Source organism: Bradyrhizobium sp. HKCCYLRH3099 (genome assembly GCF_051167855.1).
Taxonomy (GTDB): Bacteria; Pseudomonadota; Alphaproteobacteria; order Rhizobiales; family Xanthobacteraceae; genus Bradyrhizobium.
The window spans coordinates 155,810-176,882 of record NZ_JBNPTW010000015.1 but is presented as its reverse complement, the minus strand read 5'-3'; the positions used below and the strand labels follow the sequence as shown (position 1 = coordinate 176,882).

The following is a 21,073-nucleotide window of genomic DNA, read 5'->3' as shown; positions in this document are numbered from 1 at the left end:
TCACCTCAGCATGTAGCGCCGCGCCAGCGGCAGCTCGCGCGCCGGCTCGCAGGTCGCGAGCTCGCCGTCGACGAACACGTCGAAGGTTTCAGGATCGACCCGGATGTTGGGACACGCATCGTTCCACAACATGTCGCGCTTGGAGAGCCCGCGCGTGCCCTTCACCGGCAACAGCTGCTTCGACAGGCCGAGCTCGGCAGCGAGGCCGCGCTCGATCGCCAGCGGATGCACGAAGCAGGCCGACAGCGCCGCGGGCGCACGGCCGAACGCGCCCCATTGCGGCCGCATCAGCATCGGCTCGCAGGTCATCAGCGACGCCGCGCTGTCGCCCATCGCGCCCCAGGCGATGAAGCCGCTCTTGATCACGAGCTCCGGCTTGATGCCGAAGAACGCCGGACGCCACACCACGATGTCGGCGATCTTGCCGTCCTCGAGCGAGCCGATGTGGTCGGCGATGCCGAAGGTCTTGGCGGCATTGATCGTGTACTTCGCGATATAGCGGCGGATGCGGGCGTTGTCGCCGAAGCCGGGCTTGTCGTCCGGCAGCGCGCCGCGCTGGTCCTTCATCTTCGAGGCGAGCTGCCAGGTCCGGCAGATCACCTCGTGGATGCGGCCCATGCCCTGGCTGTCGGAGCCGAGCATCGAGATCGCACCGATGTCGTGCAACACGTCCTCGGCCGCGATGGTCTGCGCGCGGATTCGACTCTCGGCGAAGGCGACATCCTCGGGGATGGCCGGATTGAGATGGTGGCAGACCATCGTCATGTCGAGATGTTCGTCGAAGGTGTTGACCGTGTAGGGATTGGTCGGATTGGTCGACGACGGCAGGCAATGCATCTCGCCGGCGACGCGGATGATGTCGGGCGCGTGGCCGCCTCCGGCGCCTTCGGTGTGATACATATGGATGGTGCGGCCGCCGATCGCCTCCAGCGTGTTCTCGACGAAGCCGGACTCGTTCAGCGTATCCGTGTGGATCTGGACCTGAAAATCTTGCGCGTCGGCTACCTTGAGACAGGTGTCGATCGCCGCCGGCATCGTCCCCCAGTCCTCGTGCAGCTTCAGTCCCATCACGCCGGTCTGCAGCTGCTCGATCAGCGGCGCCTCGCGATGCGAATTGCCGCGGCCGAGGAAGCCGAAATTCATCGGCCAGGCCTCGGCGGCCTGCAGCATCTTGCCGGTGTTGAACGGACCGCCGGAGTCGATGCCCACGGTGATCGGGCCGAGCGAGCCGCCGATCATCGTGGTGATGCCGCTCGCCAACGCATGCTCGACGAGGCCTGCGCTGTCGAAATGGACGTGGACATCGATCGCACCGGGCGTGGCGATCAGGCCCTCGCAGTCGCGCACGGTGGTGCCGGTCGAGACGATGAGGCGCGGATCGACGCCGTCCATGATCGCGGGATTGCCGGCCTTGCCGATGCCGACGATGCGCCCGTTGCGGATGCCGAGATCGCCCTTGACGATGCCGATGACGGGATCGATCACGGTGACGTTGCACAACAGGAAATCCAGCGCGCCTTCGGCGCTGGTGATCCCAGCCATGCCGATGCCGTCGCGCAGGGTCTTGCCGCCGCCATGCAGGCATTCGTCGCCATAGACGGCATGGTCCTTCTCGACCACGGCGAACAGCGAGGTGTCGCCGAGCCGGACCGCATCGCCGGTCGTCGGGCCGTAGAGTGCGGCGTAGTCACGCCGGTCGATCGTCGCCAATGGATGTCCCCCTTCGAAAACTCAGGCGCCGCGGAAGCCGCGCGCCTTGGCGCGCGCCAGCGCGGCTGCACGCACGGCCGGATCGGACGCCGCGCCATCGGTGAGATTGTTGAGGCCCGACAGATGCTGGCGGCCACCGAACTCCACCAGGGTCACCTGCTTGGAGGCGCCCGGCTCGAAGCGAACGGCGGTGCCGGCGGGAATGTCGAGCCGCATGTTGAAGGCCGCCGCGCGGTCGAATTCCAGCGCCTTGTTGACCTCGAAGAAATGGAAATGCGAGCCGATCTGGATCGGCCGGTCGCCGGTGTTGACCGCGGTCAAGGTGATGCTGCGACGGCCGTCGTTGAGCGCGAGCTGGCCCGGCAGCGCCTTGATCTCGCCGGGACGCTCGGGATCGGCGGCCGAGCCGACCGCCGGCCGGATCGGCTCGTGCACCGTGACGAGCTTGGTGCCGTCGGGAAACACGCATTCGACCTGGATGATGTCCATCATCGCCGCGATTCCCGGCAGCACGTCGTCGGTCGTCAGGATGGTCGAGCCGTGGCTGATCAGGTCGGCCACGCTGCGTCCGTCGCGCGCGCCTTCGAGGATCTCATCGGTGATAATGGCCACGGCTTCCGGATAGTTCAGCTTGAGCCCGCGGGCACGGCGACGGCGCGACAGCTCGGCGGCGTTGAAGATGGTGAGGCGCTCGAGTTCGGTGGGTGTGAGCAGCATGCAGTGACACTCTCAATTGGCGAACAGCCGCAATTCGGCATGGACGTGCCGCGCGGCGGCAATGTCGAGAACGGGGATGAAGCTCTCCAGCTCGGCGTCGTCATCGACCGGACGCGCGACCAGCTCGTCGATCAGCGGCAGCAGCGCCTGCAGCACGCTCTGTCCCTGCAGCGCGCCGACGCTTCCGAGCCGCACAGCGGCCGTGATGAGCCCGGAGGCGACCGTGTAGGCCGAGCACAATTCGGCATGCCGCTCCTCCAGTTGCAGGGCAGCCCAGACCGCGCCCTGCATGACGGCGATATGGCCGTGGCCCTCACCTGCCCTCAGCCGCTCGCGCAGCTTCACCGCGAGCGGCTGGCCGAGCCGCGCATGCGCGGCCAGGAAGGATGCGCCGTTGCGCCGCGAGCCCGCGCGCAACGCCTCGATCAGGGTCGACGCCTCGACCTCCCGGTCGATCGCGTCGAGGACCGCGACGTCTGGCCCGGCGCGGAACGATCGCAACAGGGCAACGCGGTCATAGCTCGCCCAGCGCTGCTGCAGCACCGCCGCGCAGAGGCGCTCGAACTCCGGCAGGCCCATGTCGGGCCGCAGCGCGAGCGCGCCCTCGATGCCATAGGAGAACGCGAACGCGCCGCTCGGGAATGCGGCATCGGCCTGCCAGATCGCACGCAGCAGCGGCAGCATGGTCAATGATCGCCGTGATGATGATGGTGGTGATGATGGCCGCCGGTCGACGCCGGCTCGGCAGGCGCCGGGGCATCCGCGGCATCCTCGTCGAGCACGGTGACGGCGACGCGGCGCGCCGCGATCAGGTTCTCGATCCGCGCGGTGTAGTCCTCAGGGCGCCCTTCCAAGGCGACCAGCAGCACCTCGCCGCCGAACCTGACGCGCCAGTGCAGATTGCCGACCTGGTAGCCGAGCTCGACCGCGTCCGAGATCGAGCGCGGCTCGAGCCGCAGCCAGCGCTCGGTCGCGGCGCGCACCACGATGGCGCGGTCGGCCTCGAGCAGCAGCACCGCGCCGTCGAACAGTCTCTCGGTACGCGGCAAGGCGATCGCGAGTTCCTCGCCGCTGCGCGTCGCAATCAGCAGACGGCGGCGTGCGAGGTCGGCGGCCGGCACGGTGACGACATCGACCGCCCCCTGATGCTCGAGACGATGGAGCTCCTCGGAGAAGTCCGGCTCAAGCCTGCTGCCCAGCACGTGCTCGATGCGTCGCATCGCAGAAATCTCCATTCACCCGATGACAAGACAAGGTCGGCGGCGGATGTGGCCCGCCGCCGACGGCATTCGAGCTAGCGGTGCGCGACCTTCTTGTTCGGGATGCCCTCGATCGGGCATTCCTCGGTCCCGACGGTCGAGCGCGTGAACGACTCCACCATCTCGCGCGTCCCCTCGGGATCGGCGACCCATTTGGCGTAGAAGTCGTACGGACAGGCCGCGACGCCGCGATCGCCGTCACCGGAGTTGATCAGACCGGTGTAGCCGCGGTGGACGAGCTTGAAGAGGTGGTTCTGCGACTGGCCGTTCTTGCGCGCGTCGCGGATCAGCGACTTGGACAGCTGCGCATACTGCACGCCGTAGTCCTCCTCGCCGCATTCGCCGAGCGTGCGGCCGTCGAAGCCGATGATCGCCGAATGGCCGAAATAGGAGTAGACGCCGTCGAAGCCGGAGGCGTTGGCAACCGCGACATAGACGTTGTTGGCCCAGGCCATCGCCTTGGCCATGATCACCTGCTGGTCCTTGGCCGGGTACATGTAGCCCTGGCAGCGCACGATCAGCTCCGCGCCCTTCATGGCGCAATCGCGCCAGATCTCTGGATAGTTGCCGTCGTCGCAGATGATCAGCGAGATCTTCAGGCCCTTCGGCCCTTCCGAGACATAGGTGCAGTTGCCGGGATACCAGCCCTCGATCGGCACCCAGGGCATGATCTTGCGATACTTCTGCACGATCTCGCCCTTGTCGTTCATCAGGATCAGCGTGTTGTAGGGCGCTTTCTTCGGGTGCTCCTCATGACGCTCGCCGGTCAGCGAGAACACGCCCCAGACCTTGGCCTTGCGGCAGGCTTCCGCGAAGATCTCGGTCTCGTCGCCTGGCACTGTGGAGGCCGTCTCGTACATCTCCTTGGAGTCGTACATGATGCCGTGAGTCGAATATTCCGGGAAGATCACGAGATCCATGCCCGGCAGGCCCGTCTTCATGCCGACGATCATGTCGGCGATCTTGCGGGCATTGTCGAGCACCTCCGCCTTGGTGTGAAGGCGCGGCATCTTGTAGTTCACGACGGCGACGCCGATCGTGTCGTTGCTGGACGTGATATCACCGTGAAGCATCTTGCTCTCCTTGCTGCCAACCCGTCAGAAGCCTGCCGTTCGCGATGCGATGCGCCGGCCCGCGCATCCACTTTCTCCACGACATCCGATCGTCACACCGCCATGTGGCGGTGGACCATCGCGTCGGTGAGTTCCGAAATGTCTCCCGCCGCGACGATGCGGCCCTTCTCCATCATCGCGAAGCGGTGCGCCGCGTTGCGGGCGAACGCGACGTTCTGCTCGACCAGGATCACCGTCAGCCCGATCTCGCGGTTGAGCCGGATGATGACGTTCTCGATCTCCTCGACGATCGACGGCTGAATGCCTTCGTTCGGCTCGTCCAGCAGGATTATTCTGGGGTTCGCGGCCAGCGCGCGGGCGATCGCGAGCTGCTGCTGCTGTCCGCCCGAGAGCACGCCGCCATTGCGGTCGAGATTGTTCATCAGATACGGGAACAGCTCGGCGACCAGCGGCGGGATCTCGCGCTTGCCGTCGGCGCGCGCGAACGATCCCATCAGGATGTTCTCGCGGATGGTGAAGTCCGGAATGATCTCGCGCCCCTGCGGCACATAGGCGATGCCGGCGCGCGCCCGCTTGAAGGTCGGCTCGGCGCCGATCTCCTGATCGCCGAGCCAGATCTGGCCGTGCATCTTGTCGGTCAGCCCCATCAGCGTCTTGAGCAAGGTCGTCTTGCCGGTGCCGTTGCGGCCCAGGATCGCGGTCACGCGGCCATCGGGCACGTCCAATGAAACGTCGTGCAAGATGTGGCTGCGGTCGTAGAAGCTGTCGACATGCGCAAACGCCAGCATCAGGTGATCCCCTTCGATCCGAGATAGGCGGCGCGTACCTTGGGATCGTTCTCGATCTCGGACACGCTGCCTTCCGCCAGCACCTGGCCGAGATGCAGCACCGTGATCCGCTCGGCGATCTCGCGGACGAAGGCCATGTCGTGCTCGACCACGATGATGGTGTGGCGGCCCTTGAGGTTGTTGACGATCAGCGAGGTCTTGTGCGTCTCGGCCTGGGTCATGCCCGCGGTCGGCTCGTCGAGCAGGATGATCTTGGGGTCCTGCGTGATCAGCAGGCCGAGCTCCAGCCATTGGGTCTGGCCATGGCTGAGATAGGCCGCGACCTGGTTGGCCTCCTCGGTCAGCCCGATCAGCTCCAGCACCTCGTCGATCTTGGATTTCGCTGTAAAGCCAAAGCCGAGATTGGCGAACACACCGGGATTCTTGCAGCTCGCCACTTCCAGGTTGCGGCGGACCGTGAGCTCCTTGAACACGCTGGGGATCTGGAACTTGCGGCCGATGCCGGCGCGGGCGATCTTGTGCTCCTCCCAATTGGTGATCTCGGTGTCGTGAACGAACACGCGGCCGCCGGTCGACTTCGTCTTGCCGGAGATCAGGTCCATCAAGGTCGTCTTGCCGGCGCCGTTAGCGCCGAGCAGCACGCGCAACTCGCCGTCCTCGACGATCATCGAGACCCCGTTGACCGCCTTGAAGCCTTCGAAGTCGACGCTGAGTCCGTCGATGGTAAGCGCTGCCTGGGCCATGAGCTACTCCGCGGGCTGCGAGGATGGATCGGTGACACCCAGCGCGGGCGCCGGCGTCGACGGCTTGCGGGCGATGAAGCGATCGATCAGGTCATGCGCGAGCCCGGCGATGCCGCGGGGCATGTAGAGCACCACCAGCACGAAGATCAGGCCGATGATCGCCTTCCAGGCCTCGGCAAATCCCTCGGTCTCGCTGACCGTCGCCGAGATCATGTTGATTAGGATCGCGCCGATGCAGGCGCCGAGGATCGAGGCCCGGCCGCCGACCGCGGCCCACACCACCATGGTGATCGAGAAGCTCAGATCCATGAAGGTCGGCGAGGCGAATTCCGAGACGATCACATAGAGCATGCCGGCAAAGCCCGCGATCAGCGCCGAGGCTGCGAAGAAGAAGGTCTGGTAGGCCGGCACATCGAAGCCGAGATAGCGTGCCCGGTTCTGGTCGTCGCGGATCGCCTGCAGGATGACGCCTGCCCTTGTCTCGACCAGGAGGCGTGCCAGCACCAGCACGACGCTGAGCGAGATCGCGATCAGATAATAGGTCGGCACGACGTAGGGATCGAACTCGAACTCGCCGAGCTTGAACCAGCCGAGGTCGGTGAGGCCGTTGAAGCCATTTGTGACCGGCTGGGCGTCGATCATGACCAGCCGCACCAGCAGCACCAGCGCCAGCGTGATGATCGAGACGAACACGCCGGCGATGCGCTTGCGGAACACGATCGAGCCGAGCACGAAAGCGATCACGACGGGCAGGATCAGACCCATGGCGACACCGAACCATTGGCTCTGGAAGGGTAGCCAGAGGAACGAGGCCTTGTTGATGCAGCACAGCTCTGTCTTGGCGCCGGGCTCGGCGTTCCAAAGCATGAAGTCCGGCACCGGCCTGTCGGAGCCCTGCTGCAGGCTGGTGGAGCTCGCGAGCTTCAGCGACATCGCCAGCATGTAGGCGCCGGCGCCGAAGAACAGCCCCTGCCCGAGGTTGAGAATGCCCGCGTAGCCCCAGGACAGCGCCACGGCGATGCCGAGCATGCCGAACACCAGATACTTCGCCAGGCGGTTGAGCCAGAACGAATCCATGACGAGCGGCACAAGCATGATCGCGACGATGAAGATCGCGTAGATCGCCCAGTCGATACGGCGCTTCGACAGCATGTCAGCGCCCCTTGAGGGCGAACAGGCCCTTCGGCTTGAGCACGATGATGGCGATGACGACGCCGAACACGACGGCGCGGGCGAGGATGTCGTTGGTCGCGGCCGCAACGAGCCCGTTGATCTCGCCGAGAATGCCGGCGGACAGCACCGATCCGAGCAGGCTGCCGACGCCGCCCATGACGACGACAAGGAAGCCGTCGACCACCATCGAGGTGCCCATGTCGGGAAACACGGTCTTGAAGCCGGACATCATCACTCCGGCGACGCCGGCAAGGCCCGATCCGAAGGCGAAGGTCAGCGCGTTGACGCGCGTGACGTCGATGCCGCAGGCGGCCGCCATTTTCGGATTGCGGATGATGGCACGGACCTGAGTGCCGGCCACGGTGCGGTAGATCACGAACCAGGTGGCGATGGCGAGAACGGCCGTGACCAGGATGATGAAGGTCCGATAGCGGTTGATGTCGGAGCCGAAGACATGGAACGTGCCCTGCAGGATGTCGGGCACGCTGACATTCTGCAGCCCGGGGCCGAGGCCCTGGATGTGGATGCCGAGGAATGACAGCCCGAATTCGAGCCGCACCGCCTGCTGGATCAGGATGGCGATGCCCCAGGTCGCTAGCAGCGTATCGAGCAGCCGGCCATAGAGCTTGCGGACCACGACGCGCTCGATGAGCAGGCCGAGCAGCGCGGTGACGATGAAGGCGAGCGGGATGGCAACGAAGATGTTGGTGCCGAGCCAAAGGCCGGAGAGCACGGTCACATAGGCGCCGACCATGACCATTTCGCCATGGGCCATGTTGATGACGCCCATCGCGCCATAGGTGATGGCGAGGCCGAGCGCGACCAGGAGCAGGATCGATCCCAAACTGAGACCGATAAACAATACCTCGAGCATGACATGCCTCCCGCCATCCACCGCGCGAGGGAGGCGCGCGGTGGATGAGGTTTCCCTACGTCAGGTTTTCAGCTTGGCCGCGTCGAGACCTTTCCCAGTACAGAAAAGGTTCGTCGGGGTCTCGCCATAGGCGACGTAGGGAAGCGGCATGACCGGCTCCTTGTAGGCATCGATGATCTTGCCCTGCCCGTCCGGGAGCCATTGCGCGATGCGCGGCGTCAGATACGTATGCAGGTTCTCGGCCTCGATCTTGACGTGGCCGTTGGGCGCGTCGAACTCCTGGCCCTTCACCGCCTCGCGGATCGCCACCGGCGTGATCTCGGCGGCCTTCTCGACCGCCTGCTTCCACAGGAACACCTGGAAGTAGGACGATTCGAGCGCGTGATGCGTCACCGCCTTGGGGTCCTTGACGAACTTGCGGTAGCGCTCGATGAAGGCCTTGTTGCGGTCGGTGTCGATCGCCTGGAAATATGGGAACGAGGTGAAGGAGCCGACGGCATATTCCGCACCCATCGCCGCGATCTCGATCTCCGAGGTCACCGTGGCGCAGATCGGCAGCTTGTCGTGGGTCAGGCCCTGGTTCTTGTACTCGCGATAGAACGCGATGACAGAGTCGCCGACCACGTTGGACAGCACGACGTCGCAGCCCGAGCTCTTGATCTTGTTGACCATCGAGCCCCACTCGGAATGGCCGAGCTCGAGATATTCGTCGGCGATCCACTCGCCGCCGTTCTTCTCGATCAGGATCTTGGAGACCTTGGCCATCTCGCGCGGATAAATGTAGTTCGATCCGACGATGAAGAACTTCTTCTTGCCGAGCGTCTTGATGATCCAGGGGATGAAGTTGGACAGCTGCTGGTTCGGAACGGCGCCGGTGTAGACGACGTTCTTCGAACACTCGAAGCCTTCATAATAGGTCGGATAGAAATACAGATTGTTGCGCTTCTCGAACACCGGGAGCACGGCCTTGCGGCTGGCCGAGGTGTAGGAGCCGAACACGGTCGGGACCTTGTCCTGGATGACGAGCTTGGAGGCCTTCTCATTGTAGGTCTTGGGATCGGAGGCGCCGTCCTCAGCGATCGCCGAGATCTTCATGCCCTTGACGCCGCCGGCGGCATTGATCTCGCTGATCGCCATCATCGTGGCGTCGTGCAGCGACTTCTCCACGATGGATAGCCCGCCCGTCAGCGAGAACAGCACGCCTACCTTGATCTCACCGGCCGCCTTGGCGCCGGTCGAGAACACCCATGGCGAGGTAATCAGTGCGCCGCCCGCCAGGGCGCCGCTCTTCAAGAATTTGCGTCGATCGACTGCCATACCGCACACTCCCCGTTGTCCAGGCACACGTCCTCGTTCGCGCCGAAGCACGTTGCTTGCTGCCAAAATTCGCCCAGAGCGGTTCGAGCTCCGACGACGCGCGGAGCGCCGGCGGTCAAACTCGAGCCCAAAAACAAAAAAGCCCGACGAACCCTTCACGGGTTCTTCGGGCTACCTAGCCGATGCCAGACCAGCATCCTTGATGGTCCGGCGGCGCTGAGATGGATCTTCTCCCCTCAACTAACAAAAGCTAATCATTCTTCGCGCGGTATTGCAAGAGCTCGTTTGCATGAATGATTGCCGCAGCCATGTCGTCCATCGACAGCCGCTTGGACATCGCCTGCTTGCGAATGCTCTCATAGGCATCAGCCTCGCTCAATCCCTGGCCATCCATCAGGATCGCCTTGGCTTTCTGGATCCGCTGGATGCCGGCGAGCTTGCGCTCCAGCTTGCGGACGCGCTTTTCGGCCTCGCGCCGCTCCAACCACAGGCTGCGCGCAATCGTCAGATTCGTGAGCAATCCGAACGGCCGGATCGGCCGCTCGATGACGGCGACCGCACCGGCCTCAAGTACCAGTTGCAAGGTGGATGGATCCTCATAGGAGACGACGGCGATGAGGGTCGGCCGATGGTTTGCATCCGATTTGAGCAGCCGCTGGATCTCCAACCGCATGTCGTGCTCGATCGCGAGCAAGACGACGTCGGCGCCATCCGCCCATCCATCCGGCACCGGCCACTGGATCTCGACCATGCAGCCGATGCGGCGCAGATGCTCGACGAGCTTGGTCCGCTCGCTGTCCGGCGGGTGCACGACATGGACCCGCAGGCCGCGCAGATCACGAAGAATTTGGATCGCCACGCCCGATTCTCCGCCACGCTACCGCTGGACCATCAGGACCGAATGAGCTGCTGCTCGTCGACCGACCAGTCGTCGAGGCTCTGCACCACGCAATAGGGATCAGGCTTGACGCGCACGCCGGGATTCCAGACGATCTGAAAACGGCCCTGACCATCGACGCGCGCGATCCGCGGCCACAGATAGGTGTGGTTGTTCTCGGGATCGACCCGAACGCGTCCCTGCGGCGCATCGAACTCGAAATCCCGCATGTTGCCGAGCACCTGCTCCGGATCGTCCGAGCCGCATTTGGCGACCGCGCGCATCGCCAGATGCACCTGGAAATAGGCCGCTTCCGCGCAAGCCGTCACCGGCGCATCGTCGCCATATTGCGCCTTGAAGCTCGCAACGAAGCGCCGCGCCGCCTGCGAGGACAAGGTCTCGAAGAACGGTGCCGCGGTAATGTGGCCTTCCGCGACGTCCGCCCCCATGTCGGCAACCTCCGCTTCGCTGGTGCTGAGGCTTGCAATCGGCATTTTCGTCGGATCGAACCCCGCCGCGCGATAGGCGCGATAGAATTCCGCGGTCCCGCTGCCGACCACGGTCGAAAAGATCACGTCCGGCGACGTTTTCTTGATGCGGGCGATGACCTTGTCGAAATCCTTGGCCTGCGCATGCAACGGCACGTAGATCTCGTCCAGCACCTTGCCCTTGCCCTGCACCACGAAATCCGCCATCAGCCGGTTCGACTCGTAGGGAAAGACGTAGTTGGAGCCGACGAACAAGAAGCGGTTGCCGTAGGTCGAGAGCAGGAAGCGCGCGAGCTGCAGCGAATTCTGGTTCGGTGCGGCCCCGGTATAGATGCAATTACGGGAGTACTCGAAGCCCTCATACAGGGTCGGATAGAACAGCAGGCCGCGATGGCCTTCGACCGACGGCAGAACCGCCTTGCGCGTGCTCGACATGTAGCAGCCGAACAGCAGGCGGATGCGGTCGACCTGGAACAGGCGCTCTGCAAACGAGCGAAACTTTTTCGGCTCGGAGCCGGGATCGTAGATGATGGGCTCCACCGGACGCCCGAGGATGCCTCCGGCGGCGTTGATCTCGGCGATCGCAAGCAGGGTTGCGTTCAGTTGTGTCCGTTCGATCCCCGAGGTCACGCCGGTCTGCGAAAACAGCACGCCGACACGCCAGCTTTCGAGCTGCCTTTCTGATGATCCCATCTGACGACTGCACCACGCCCCGATTGACCGTCTCCCGACACCGCTGATCGGCATCGGAGACAACCGCCTCTCGCATTCTGTGTAGGATGACTGTTCGCGTGGCGTCAACTCATCGGCCACGTCGCTGCCGACGGGCGGGCCGTCAACCGGCGCTCGAAATTGCCCCCGGATCGGTTTCGACGATGTCGGAATGGTGGGTCAGGCGGTCCAGCACTGTGCTGACCGATGGCCTGCCGGCGGTCGAGGCCGCCTGCACCGAGGCGATCGCCGCGGGCGTTGACGCTAGCGCAAACGCAGGCGCGAGCGCGATCGTTTCCGCGCGGGGAACACGCACAGACACCCGCACCTGGAACCATAGGAACGATTCGCCGTGCCGATCTTGAGTTGATTGCAGAAGGAGACCGGGCTCGCCGGCGACGGATGGCCCATGAGGACGAGAGCGGATGCAGGCAGGTTTTGCGTTTACGAAGCTGGTTGACCGCCTGACGAGTCTGACGGAATTGTCGATCGATGATCTCGAGCTCCTCAGGCGAATGCCAAGCACGATACGAAGCTTCGCCCCGCATGAGGAGGTCTGGCGCAAAAGCGAGGAGCCTTCGACCTGCTGCTTGCTGCTGCAGGGCTATCTCTGCTGGAAGGATGTCGATGCGGGCGCTGGCCAGATCACCGCAATCTACGTTCCGGGGGATGTGCCGGATCTGTACACGACCATCGTCCCGCAAGTCGCGGGACACCTCTGCGCTCTGACTCCGGCCGTCGCGGCCTTCGTGCCGCATGCCTTCTTTCGCGACGTGCGCGCTCACTCCGAACGGCTGGCAACGGCCCTCTCGCTGCTGATGCTGGCCGACGCGGCGGCGCTACGAACCTGGCTGACCAATCTGGGGAGCCGGGACTCGCTGAGCCGCGTGGCGCACCTGATCTGCGAGATCACCGTGCGGCTGCGGGCCGTCGGGCTCGGGCACGAGTTGCGTTTCCCGTCGCCGTTCACCCAATCGGATCTCGCGGCGATCTGCGGCATCTCCCCTGTGCATGCCAACCGGACCATCCAGGACCTCCGCCGCCGGGCCCTGCTGCATTGGCATTCGCGGACGATCACGGTCACGGATTGGAAGGGGCTGACGCGACTGGCTGGCTTTCGGCCGGATTATCTGATGCTGCGCCAACCGCCAGCACTTCACCCTGCCACGGCTGGGCCGCTGGGCCCGGAGCCTAGGCTGGGCCTGGACGCGGCGAGCTGATCGCGGCGACCCGGTCGCACAGGGCTTGCCTCACCTGGGCGACGACACCGATCCAGTCTCCCGGCGACTGCTGGTGAAACAACCTTGTTCGCGGATACCAATAGGTTCGCGTTCCGGCCGCGGGCCAACGCCAGTCGGGGTCTGCGTGCAACATGATCCAGGTTTTGCAACCGAGCGCACCGGCCAGATGCCCCACCATCGTATCCACGGTGATGACGAGATCGAGAGCGATCAGCGTGTTCGCAAGCACATCCATGTCGCCCGAGCTGATGTCTCGGGCACCGATTTCGGCGACCTCCGCCGGGCGGAGGTCGGCTTGCAGCGAGAATGCAGCGATGCGCGGGATCAGCAGCGTTCGAACGAGGTCGGCGGGCAGCTCCCGCCGCTTGTCCCAATTTCCGACGCGCCACACCAATCCGACCGTGAGGCCGTCATGCGCCGGCAGCGCCACCGGCGGCCCTGCGGGCGCGAGATAAGGCGTTCTCATGCCGGCATCGTCGCCATCAACCCGCAGCGCATGCGCGATCTCCATGATCTCGATATCCACCTCGAAGGCCACATCCGGGGTACCGTCATGCAAAGGAAGCACATGCCGGACGCCCGGCACCCGCGCGATCAGGCCGCACAGCGCCGGCTGGCACCACACGATCACGTCGCGGGCGATGCGGGCAAGCGCCGGCAGGAACCGGGCAAACTGGATCGTGTCGCCGAGCCCATGATAGCAGCGCACCAGCACGACCCTGCCGCCGAGGTCCTCGCCACGCCAGATCTTCTGCAAGTGACGCGGGCCCTCATGTTTCGCGGGGCCGGTCGACCGTACCGTCAACAGGTCGCGGTCGGCGATCGTCCAGGCGCGCGCGAAATCCTGCGCGCGCATCGCGGCGACCCAGTCGGTTTGCTCGCTGCTTTGGCCGCCCTCTCCGCTCACGCGTCGCGGCGGACGAATTTGTGGAAGCGGCTGATCTTCCCGTCCTTGGTGCGGTCCTGATACAGGAACGCGAGTTCGGCCTCGTCGAACTTGCGGAAGAACTCGTCCCAATCGATCTCGTCCAGGGACTTCTCCTTCGGCCCGAAGTCGATGCGCAGGATGCCTGCGTGCCCCTCCTGCTCCGTCGACGCGACGGTGGACGGACGACCGTCGCGCTCTTCGGCCCATTTGCGGATCTTGCCATGATCGGTGGTGGTTGCGCTCTCGCTCATCGCGGACCTCCTCACAAGACGGACGAGACGGATCGTGCCTCGCTGCTGCGATCAAACGCGAGAGCACCCGATTCGTTCGTAAAACGGGCCGGGACAGGTGTGCTGCCAGGCTTCTTGTTCTTCATCATTGAAGAAGATCGTTCCTGCCCTCCGAGCACGGAATCTAATCTAGATCAGCCTTTCCCGCCTTTTCAGGCGAAAACGACTGGGGCCGCAGCGTCGCCGGAGGCTCCAACAGGAACGAACATATCCCGGGCACGTTCGCCGACGTACTTAGGTTTCGCTCATGCCGCGTGGCCAATTCCGGAGGACGACACTCGATGCACTCCCGTCTTCAAGACCGACATCGTGTTCGTGTCGGAGTCGTCGGAGTCGGCAATTGCGCCAGCTCCTTCATCCAGGGCCTCAGCTACTATCGTGATGCGAAGTCCAACGAGCCCGTCCCGGGGCTGATGAACGCGGACATCGGCGGCTATCACATCGGCGACGTCGAGATCGCCTCCGCCTTCGACGTACATGCCGACAAGGTCGGTCGCGATGTCGCCGACGCGATCTGGACCCGGCCGAACAACACTTTCCGATTCGCGCCGGTCGAGGAAACCGGGGTCATCGTCGCGCGCGGGCCGGCGCTCGACGGCATCGGAAGATATCTCGAGGACGACGTGCCGCTGGCACCGGGACCGGAAGCAGACGTGACCGATGTCCTGAAGCGGTCGCGCACGGACATCGTCGTCTCCTATCTGCCCGTCGGCGCGCAGAAAGCAACGGAGTACTATGCCGCCCGCGCCATCGAGGCCGGCTGCGGCTTCGTCAACTGCATCCCGGTCTTCATCGCGTCCGATACGTCCTGGCGCAAACGCTTCGAGGACGCGGGTCTGCCGATCGTCGGCGACGACATCAAGAGCCAGGTCGGAGCCACCATCATTCACCGCATGTTGGCCAACCTGTTCCGCGAGCGCGGCGTCCGGCTCGACCGCACCTATCAGCTCAACGTCGGCGGCAACACCGACTTCAAGAACATGCTGGAACGTGAGCGGCTGAGCTCCAAGAAGATCTCCAAGACCCAGGCGGTGACCAGCCAGTTCGACGTGCCGCTGCCCGTCGACGACGTGCACGTCGGCCCGAGCGACCACGTGCCGTGGCTCACCGACCGCAAGCTCGCCTACATTCGCCTCGAGGGCACGACCTTCGGCGGCGTACCATTGAGCGCCGAGCTGAAGCTCGAGGTGTGGGATTCGCCGAACTCCGCAGGCGTGGTGATCGACGCCGTGCGCTGCGCCAAGCTGGCCATGGACCGCGGCATCGGGGGGGCCCTGACCGGGCCGTCCGGCTATTTCATGAAATCGCCGCCCCGGCAGTTCACCGACGAGGAGGCCCGACGCAGAACGCGCGCCTTCATCGACGACGTGCCGCTCGACGACGCCGGCTGAAGGCCTTGATGATGACCATCACGATTCACCTGATCCGGCACGGGCATCATCCCCTGCTCGGCCGCACCCTCTGCGGCCGCATGGCCGGCGTCGCGCTCGATGACGAGGGACGCCGCGAGGCCGAAATCTGCGCCCGGCTGATCGATCCCATTCCGACGCTGATCCAGTCGAGCCCGCAACAGCGGGCGCTGCAGACAGCCGACATCATCGCGCGCCAGCACGAGCTACCAGTCGAGATCGTGCCGGCCTTGGACGAGCTGGATGCCGGCGACTGGACTGGCTGTAGCTTCGCCGAGCTCGATGCCGATCCGGCGTGGCAGCAATGGAACGCCAAACGTGCCTCGTCCGCGCCGCCCCATGGCGAGAGCATGTCCGCGGTGCAGCAGCGGATGATGTCGCACGTGGCCCAACTCTGCCGAACCCATGGCAGCGCCAGCATCGTGCTCGTCAGCCATGCCGAGCCGATCCGGGCCGCCATCATGCAGGTCGCGAGGATCGCCCTCGATGAGTTCGCTTCGGTCGATGTCGCGCCAGCCAGCATCAGCACGCTGGTCGCGGATTCCACCGGCTTGAAGCTGATCCAGGCCAACATGAAGGTGCCGGCGTGAAGATCGTCATTTTCGGGCTGACCATCTCGTCGTCCTGGGGCAATGGCCATGCCACGCTGTGGCGTGGGCTGTGCAAGAACCTCATCCGTGCTGGCCATAGCGTGGTGTTCTTCGAGCGCGACGTGCCCTATTACGCCGACAATCGCGACATGGCCGAGCTCGCAGGCGGTCATCTGATTCTCTACGGTGGCTGGCAGGATGTCGCGAGGCAGGCCAAGGCCGCCTTGGCCGACGCGGATGCCGCCATCCTGACGTCCTATTGTCCCGATGGACATGACGCCACGACGTTGATTCTCGACAGCCGCTGCGGATTGAAGGTGTTCTACGACCTCGATACGCCGGTCACGCTGGAGCGGCTGCGAAGCGGCGAGCCACTTTCCTACATCGGCCCCCGCGGGCTCGTCGATTTCGACCTCGTGCTCAGTTTCACCGGCGGGCCGCGCCTGTTCGACGAATACCGCAATCAGCTCGGGGCGCGCATGATCGCGCCGCTTTACGGCCATGTCGATCCCGACGTGCATCGGCCGGTCGCGCCGCAGTCGCAATATCGGGCCGCGCTGTCATATCTCGGGACCTATTCGGCGGATCGCCAGGCCGCGCTCCAAGACTTGTTCGTCGAGCCGGCGCGCGGCCGTCATGACCTGCGCTTCCTGATCGGCGGCGCGCAATATCCGCGGGATTTTCCCTGGTCGTCGAACATCTACTTCGTGCGCCATCTGCCGCCGGCAGAGCACGCCGCCTTCTTCGCCTCGTCGCGACTGACCCTGAACGTCACGCGCCGCGCGATGGCCGAGATGGGCTGGTGTCCCTCGGGACGGCTATTCGAGGCGGCCGCCTGCGGCGTCCCCCTGCTCAGTGACACCTGGGACGGGATCGCGGATTTCTTCGCGCCCAATGAGGAGATCATCCTGGTCAATCGCTCCGAGGATACGCTTGCGGCATTCGCCCGCGACGACGGCGAACTGGCGCGCATTGCGGCCAGCGCCCGACAGCGCGCGCTCGACGAACACAGCTCGCAGACGCGTGCGAACGAGATGATCGGTCTGTTCGAACGGTCGATCCGGCGCACACCGACGCTGACGACACAGGAGGCCTGACATGTGGGGCATCGTGCCAGCCGCCGGCCGCGGGAGCCGCATTCAACCGCTGGCGTTTTCCAAGGAGCTGCTCCCGGTCGGCAGCCGCAGCGACGGTGGCGTCGAGCGGCCATGCGCCGTGTCGGAATATCTCGTCGAGCGGCTGATCCTCGGCGGCGCCGACAGGATCTGCTTCGTCATCTCGCCGGGAAAATCGGACATCCTCGAATATTTCGGCGATCGCTACGGCGGCGCTCGCCTTGCTTATGTCGTCCAGCCCGAGGCCGCTGGCCTGTGCGACGCCGTCTTCCGCGCCTCGACCGTGATCGGCGACCACCAGGACGTGCTGGTCGGGCTGCCGGATACCGTGTGGTTTCCGAAGGCGGGGCTCGCCCGGCTGCCCGCTGCCGATCTGTCGTTTCTGCTGTTTCCCGTCGAACATCCCGAATTCTTCGACGCGGTCGTGCTGGACGGCGACGCCGTCAAGGAAATCCAGGTCAAGCAGCGCGACGCAACCTCGAACTGGATCTGGGGCGCATTTCGCATGTCGGCGCGAGGCTTCCATGACCTCAACACCCTGTGGGAGGCCCGTGGCCGCAGCGACGAATACTTCGGCACGCTGGTGAACGGCTATCTCGCCGCCGGAGGCGCTTGTGTCGGCGTCAAGGCCGGCGAGGCCTATGTCGATGTCGGCACCATCAACGGCTACCGCACGGCGATCGCGCTGCTCGCGGCCTCGCAGGACGGCCACGAGCCGCGTCCCATGTTGCGCGCGGCCGCCGGCGCTTGCGTCGCCGCGCCTTTCCCGGGAGGACGCGCATGACCGGCGCCCTGTTGTCCCGGGACGAGATCCGCCGCCGCGTCGATGCACTCGGCCCGTGGTTTCACAACCTCGACCTCAACGGCGTCGCGACTGCGCCGACGCATTTCCTCGGCGACTATCCCGCCGTGAAGTGGCGAGGCTTCGCCGACATCGTTCCGGATGACCTCACCGGAAAGTCCGTGCTCGACATCGGCTGCAACGCCGGCTTCTACGCCATGGAGATGAAGCGGCGCGGCGCCGATCGCGTGCTCGGCCTGGATACGGATGACGACTATCTGGCACAGGCGCGCTTTGCTGCCGACGTCAACGGGCTCGACATCGAGTTTCGAAAGCTCTCGACCTACGATGTCGGGCAGCTCGGTGAGACCTTCGATCTCGTGATCTTCATGGGCGTACTCTATCATCTACGTCATCCGCTTCTGGCGCTCGACCTCATTCGCGAGCATGTCGTCGGCGATCAACTGCTGTTCCAGTCGATGCAGCGCGGCTCCCAGGAAGTCGACGAAATCGCCCGCAACTATGATTTCTGGACGACCAGTCCGTTCGACAGCCCGGGCTATCCCAGGATGCATTTCATCGAGCACAGCTATGTCGATGATCCCACGAACTGGTGGGCGCCGAACCGTGCCTGCGTCGAGGCCATGCTGCGCAGCGCCGGCTTCGTGATCGTCGCGCATCCCGAAGCCGAGGTCTATCTGTGCCGCAAGGCGCAGCGCCCCCAACCGGACGGCCCGGTGTATCCGGCGCGAGGTGTGCGATGATCGAGGCTGCCAAGATCTGGAACGAGCCGAACAACAAGTCGCATTGGGACCTTCAGCTCGATCCCGACTGGGCGCGCTTCGCGGACACCGCGATCGCGGCCGGCAAGGCAATTCGCTCGGTGCACACGACGTTGCCGCGGGTGCTCGGCGGCATCTCGCCGATCGATCCCGCCTTCATCAACAACATGAAGGCGCGCGGCGTGCTGGATCACGTCGATGCCGTCGCAGTGCACGGCTTTCCGCTGGATTGGAATCTCTGGAAGATCGACGAATGGCCGGCCAGGCTTGCCGAGATCCAGGCGCTCGTCTCTGTGCCGGTCTGGGTCACCGAGGTCGGGGTGTCCTCGTTCGGCGCCGACGAGGTGCAGGCCTGGGGCTTGCAGCGCACCGCCGAGCTGCTCAACGGGCGCGCGCCGCGCATCCACTGGTACAGTCTGTACGATCTGCCGATGGCATGGGAGGCGACGACCCGGCACAAGGAGGCCGAAGGCTCGTCCTACTATCGACACTTCCACATGGGTCTGCTGCGCGAGGATGGCGCGCCGAAGCTGGCGGCGGAGCTGTTTCCGGAGCATGCCCACGGCATGGGCCTGTGCCAATGGTTTCATTTCGAGGACCATCGCCTGAATGATACGGTGCTGTGGTTGCGCCGGCTCGGCGTCCGCCACGTCCGCACCGGGCTGTCCTGGGCCGACAGCTTCCGTCCCGGCGCGCTCGACTGGTTCGATCGCCAGATGGAGGCGCTGGCCGAGTTCGACGTCACCGTCACATTCTGCTTTACGCCGGAGCATCGCGGCCTTGCCGCGCACCACACCAGCCCGCCGCTCGACGCCAACGAGTTCGCCGACTTCTGCGCCAGCATGATCATGCGCTATTGCGCACGGACAGGGTCTGCGGCCGCTCGGTCCGACCTGCCGGAGCCGTTGCCATGCGTGCCCTGATCCTGGTGTTGGATTCCGTCGGCGTCGGCGGCGCCCCCGATGCCGCCGATTACGGCGATGCCGGCGCCGACACGGTCGGCCATATCGCCGAGGCGTGTGCAGCCGGCCGCGCCGATACCGACCGGCGCGAGGGACCGCTGCGTCTCCCCTATCTGGTGGCGCTCGGCCTCGGCGAGGCGTGCGAGCTTGCGACCGGCCGGCGGCCGCCCGGCTTGGATGGCCCGGCGAGCGCGGGCGCGGCGTTCGGCTGTGCCAGCGAGCGATCGCGCGGCAAGGACACACCGTCGGGACATTGGGAGATCGCCGGCGTGCCCGTGTTGTTCGACTGGGGCTACTTTCCAAGGAGCAGTCCCGCCTTTCCGCCGGACCTCATTCGGCAGCTCTGCGCGACGGCGGACCTGTCCGGCATTCTTGGCGATCGTCACGCCTCTGGCACCGAGATCATCGCCGAGCTGGGCGAGACCCATATGCGGACCGGACAGCCGATCTGCTACACGTCCGCGGACTCGGTGTTCCAGATCGCGGCCCACGAAGGGACCTTCGGCCTCGACCGGCTCTATCGCCTGTGCGAAGCAGCGCGGCTCCTGACGGATCCCTTCAACATCGGACGTGTGATCGCACGTCCCTTCGTCGGCGACACCGCCACCACATTCCGCCGTACCGCCCATCGCCGCGACTACGCCGTCCCACCGCCGGAGGCGACCATCCTCGATGTCGCGACCGCGGACCGGCGGCCGGTTCTGTCGATCGGCAAGATCGACGATATCTTCGCGCACCGCGGCACGGGCCGGAATCTGAAGGGCGACGACAACGATGCGCTGTTCACCCGAACGCTCGATGCTCTCGACGTCCTCGGCGACGGCGGCCTGCTGTTCGCCAACTTCGTGGACTTCGATACGCTCTACGGTCATCGTCGCGATGTCGCCGGCTATGCGCGCGCGCTCGAAGCCTTTGACGCGCGCCTGCCCGAGCTGTTGGGCCGGCTCCGCAATGACGACCTCCTGGTGCTGACCGCCGATCACGGCTGCGATCCGACCTGGAAGGGAAGCGACCATACGCGCGAGCGCGTGCCGATTCTGGTCGCCAACGGCGCCAGCGCCGGCCCCATCGGCCAGCGCGCGAGCTTCGCTGATGTGGGCGCCACCGTCGCACGACATCTTCAGCTTGCTCCAGGGCCCAACGGTGCACCCTTCTGGTAAACCGCAACTAGATGTGGGTTATTGATCCAAATTAGGGAAATTATTGTTTGTACGTCGCGGAGGAACGAACATTCGTTGCGCTGCT

The 21,073-nt window shown here is 65.1% G+C and carries 22 protein-coding genes; 8 read left to right on the top strand and 14 right to left on the bottom strand.

The window, feature by feature from the left end; translation table 11 throughout:
- The 12 genes from ureC to ACQR1Y_RS25200 form a co-directional block, all read right to left on the bottom strand.
- A complete protein-coding gene (ureC, locus tag ACQR1Y_RS25255) occupies positions 1-1,710 on the bottom strand; it encodes an urease subunit alpha (protein WP_434878687.1) in 1,710 nt (569 codons plus the stop codon).
- 21 nt (positions 1,711-1,731) lie between these two features.
- Positions 1,732-2,427 carry an urease subunit gamma gene (locus tag ACQR1Y_RS25250; protein WP_434878688.1) on the bottom strand — a complete coding sequence of 232 codons (696 nt, stop codon included), beginning with the start codon at positions 2,425-2,427 and terminating at the stop codon, positions 1,732-1,734.
- 12 nt (positions 2,428-2,439) lie between these two features.
- Positions 2,440-3,111 carry an urease accessory protein UreF gene (locus tag ACQR1Y_RS25245; RefSeq protein WP_434856745.1) on the bottom strand — a complete coding sequence of 224 codons (672 nt, stop codon included), beginning with the start codon at positions 3,109-3,111 and terminating at the stop codon, positions 2,440-2,442.
- A gap of 2 nt (positions 3,112-3,113) precedes the next feature.
- Complete coding sequence (ureE, locus tag ACQR1Y_RS25240) at positions 3,114-3,647, bottom strand: urease accessory protein UreE (RefSeq protein WP_434878689.1); 534 nt, start codon at positions 3,645-3,647, stop codon at positions 3,114-3,116.
- Between the two features lie 74 nt (positions 3,648-3,721).
- Positions 3,722-4,759: an aliphatic amidase gene (locus ACQR1Y_RS25235; RefSeq protein ID WP_012042181.1), complete on the bottom strand. Its 1,038-nt coding sequence runs from the start codon at positions 4,757-4,759 to the stop codon at positions 3,722-3,724.
- A 92-nt stretch (positions 4,760-4,851) separates the two neighbouring features.
- Entirely contained in the window at positions 4,852-5,547 is a 696-nt protein-coding gene (gene urtE, locus ACQR1Y_RS25230) for an urea ABC transporter ATP-binding subunit UrtE (RefSeq protein ID WP_434878690.1), read from the bottom strand.
- Entirely contained in the window at positions 5,547-6,290 is a 744-nt protein-coding gene (gene urtD, locus ACQR1Y_RS25225) for an urea ABC transporter ATP-binding protein UrtD (protein ID WP_434856748.1), read from the bottom strand. Before urtD ends, urtE begins: the two co-directional genes overlap by 1 nt.
- Before the next feature lie 3 nt (positions 6,291-6,293).
- On the bottom strand, positions 6,294-7,442 hold the full coding sequence (gene urtC, locus ACQR1Y_RS25220) for an urea ABC transporter permease subunit UrtC (protein ID WP_434878691.1): 1,149 nt from the start codon (positions 7,440-7,442) through the stop codon (positions 6,294-6,296).
- Between the two features lies 1 nt (position 7,443).
- Positions 7,444-8,337: an urea ABC transporter permease subunit UrtB gene (urtB, locus tag ACQR1Y_RS25215; protein ID WP_434878692.1), complete on the bottom strand. Its 894-nt coding sequence runs from the start codon at positions 8,335-8,337 to the stop codon at positions 7,444-7,446.
- 60 nt (positions 8,338-8,397) lie between these two features.
- Complete coding sequence (locus ACQR1Y_RS25210; protein ID WP_434856751.1) at positions 8,398-9,654, bottom strand: transporter substrate-binding protein; 1,257 nt, start codon at positions 9,652-9,654, stop codon at positions 8,398-8,400.
- Positions 9,655-9,904: 250 nt separating this feature from the next.
- Positions 9,905-10,513 (bottom strand): ANTAR domain-containing response regulator, encoded by a 609-nt coding sequence (locus tag ACQR1Y_RS25205; RefSeq protein ID WP_434856752.1) that lies wholly within the window; start codon positions 10,511-10,513, stop codon positions 9,905-9,907.
- A gap of 32 nt (positions 10,514-10,545) precedes the next feature.
- Positions 10,546-11,712, bottom strand: a complete 1,167-nt coding sequence (locus tag ACQR1Y_RS25200) for a transporter substrate-binding domain-containing protein (RefSeq protein ID WP_434878693.1) — start codon at positions 11,710-11,712, stop codon at positions 10,546-10,548.
- Positions 11,713-12,155: 443 nt separating this feature from the next.
- Here ACQR1Y_RS25200 and ACQR1Y_RS25195 point away from each other — a divergent pair, with 443 nt between their 5' ends.
- Positions 12,156-12,950, top strand: a complete 795-nt coding sequence (locus ACQR1Y_RS25195; RefSeq protein ID WP_434878694.1) for a Crp/Fnr family transcriptional regulator — start codon at positions 12,156-12,158, stop codon at positions 12,948-12,950.
- On the opposite strand, the gene ACQR1Y_RS25190 is transcribed toward ACQR1Y_RS25195, so the two are convergent.
- Both ACQR1Y_RS25190 and ACQR1Y_RS25185 read right to left on the bottom strand, forming a co-directional pair.
- Positions 12,922-13,827, bottom strand: a complete 906-nt coding sequence (locus ACQR1Y_RS25190; protein WP_434878695.1) for a hypothetical protein — start codon at positions 13,825-13,827, stop codon at positions 12,922-12,924. The genes ACQR1Y_RS25195 and ACQR1Y_RS25190 overlap by 29 nt on opposite strands.
- A gap of 47 nt (positions 13,828-13,874) precedes the next feature.
- Complete coding sequence (locus tag ACQR1Y_RS25185) at positions 13,875-14,150, bottom strand: hypothetical protein (protein WP_434856757.1); 276 nt, start codon at positions 14,148-14,150, stop codon at positions 13,875-13,877.
- A gap of 320 nt (positions 14,151-14,470) precedes the next feature.
- On the opposite strand from ACQR1Y_RS25185, the gene ACQR1Y_RS25180 reads away from it, so the two are divergent.
- From ACQR1Y_RS25180 to ACQR1Y_RS25150, 7 genes are read left to right on the top strand one after another with little or no spacing between them, the layout of a single operon-like run.
- Complete coding sequence (locus ACQR1Y_RS25180) at positions 14,471-15,580, top strand: inositol-3-phosphate synthase (RefSeq protein WP_434878696.1); 1,110 nt, start codon at positions 14,471-14,473, stop codon at positions 15,578-15,580.
- Positions 15,581-15,591: 11 nt separating this feature from the next.
- The gene (locus tag ACQR1Y_RS25175) at positions 15,592-16,188 is read left to right on the top strand and encodes a histidine phosphatase family protein (RefSeq protein ID WP_434878803.1); all 597 of its coding nucleotides are present in this window, start codon (positions 15,592-15,594) and stop codon (positions 16,186-16,188) included.
- Positions 16,185-17,285 carry a CgeB family protein gene (locus ACQR1Y_RS25170; protein ID WP_434878697.1) on the top strand — a complete coding sequence of 367 codons (1,101 nt, stop codon included), beginning with the start codon at positions 16,185-16,187 and terminating at the stop codon, positions 17,283-17,285. The genes ACQR1Y_RS25175 and ACQR1Y_RS25170 overlap by 4 nt, the downstream gene beginning before the upstream one ends.
- Before the next feature lies 1 nt (position 17,286).
- The gene (locus ACQR1Y_RS25165) at positions 17,287-18,087 is read left to right on the top strand and encodes a nucleotidyltransferase family protein (RefSeq protein WP_434878698.1); all 801 of its coding nucleotides are present in this window, start codon (positions 17,287-17,289) and stop codon (positions 18,085-18,087) included.
- On the top strand, positions 18,084-18,848 hold the full coding sequence (locus ACQR1Y_RS25160) for a TIGR04290 family methyltransferase (protein ID WP_434878699.1): 765 nt from the start codon (positions 18,084-18,086) through the stop codon (positions 18,846-18,848). Before ACQR1Y_RS25165 ends, ACQR1Y_RS25160 begins: the two co-directional genes overlap by 4 nt.
- Positions 18,845-19,789 carry a beta-xylosidase gene (locus tag ACQR1Y_RS25155; RefSeq protein WP_434878700.1) on the top strand — a complete coding sequence of 315 codons (945 nt, stop codon included), beginning with the start codon at positions 18,845-18,847 and terminating at the stop codon, positions 19,787-19,789. Before ACQR1Y_RS25160 ends, ACQR1Y_RS25155 begins: the two co-directional genes overlap by 4 nt.
- Entirely contained in the window at positions 19,777-20,988 is a 1,212-nt protein-coding gene (locus ACQR1Y_RS25150) for a phosphopentomutase (RefSeq protein WP_434878701.1), read from the top strand. The genes ACQR1Y_RS25155 and ACQR1Y_RS25150 overlap by 13 nt, the downstream gene beginning before the upstream one ends.
- The last annotated feature ends 85 nt before the right edge of the window (positions 20,989-21,073 follow it).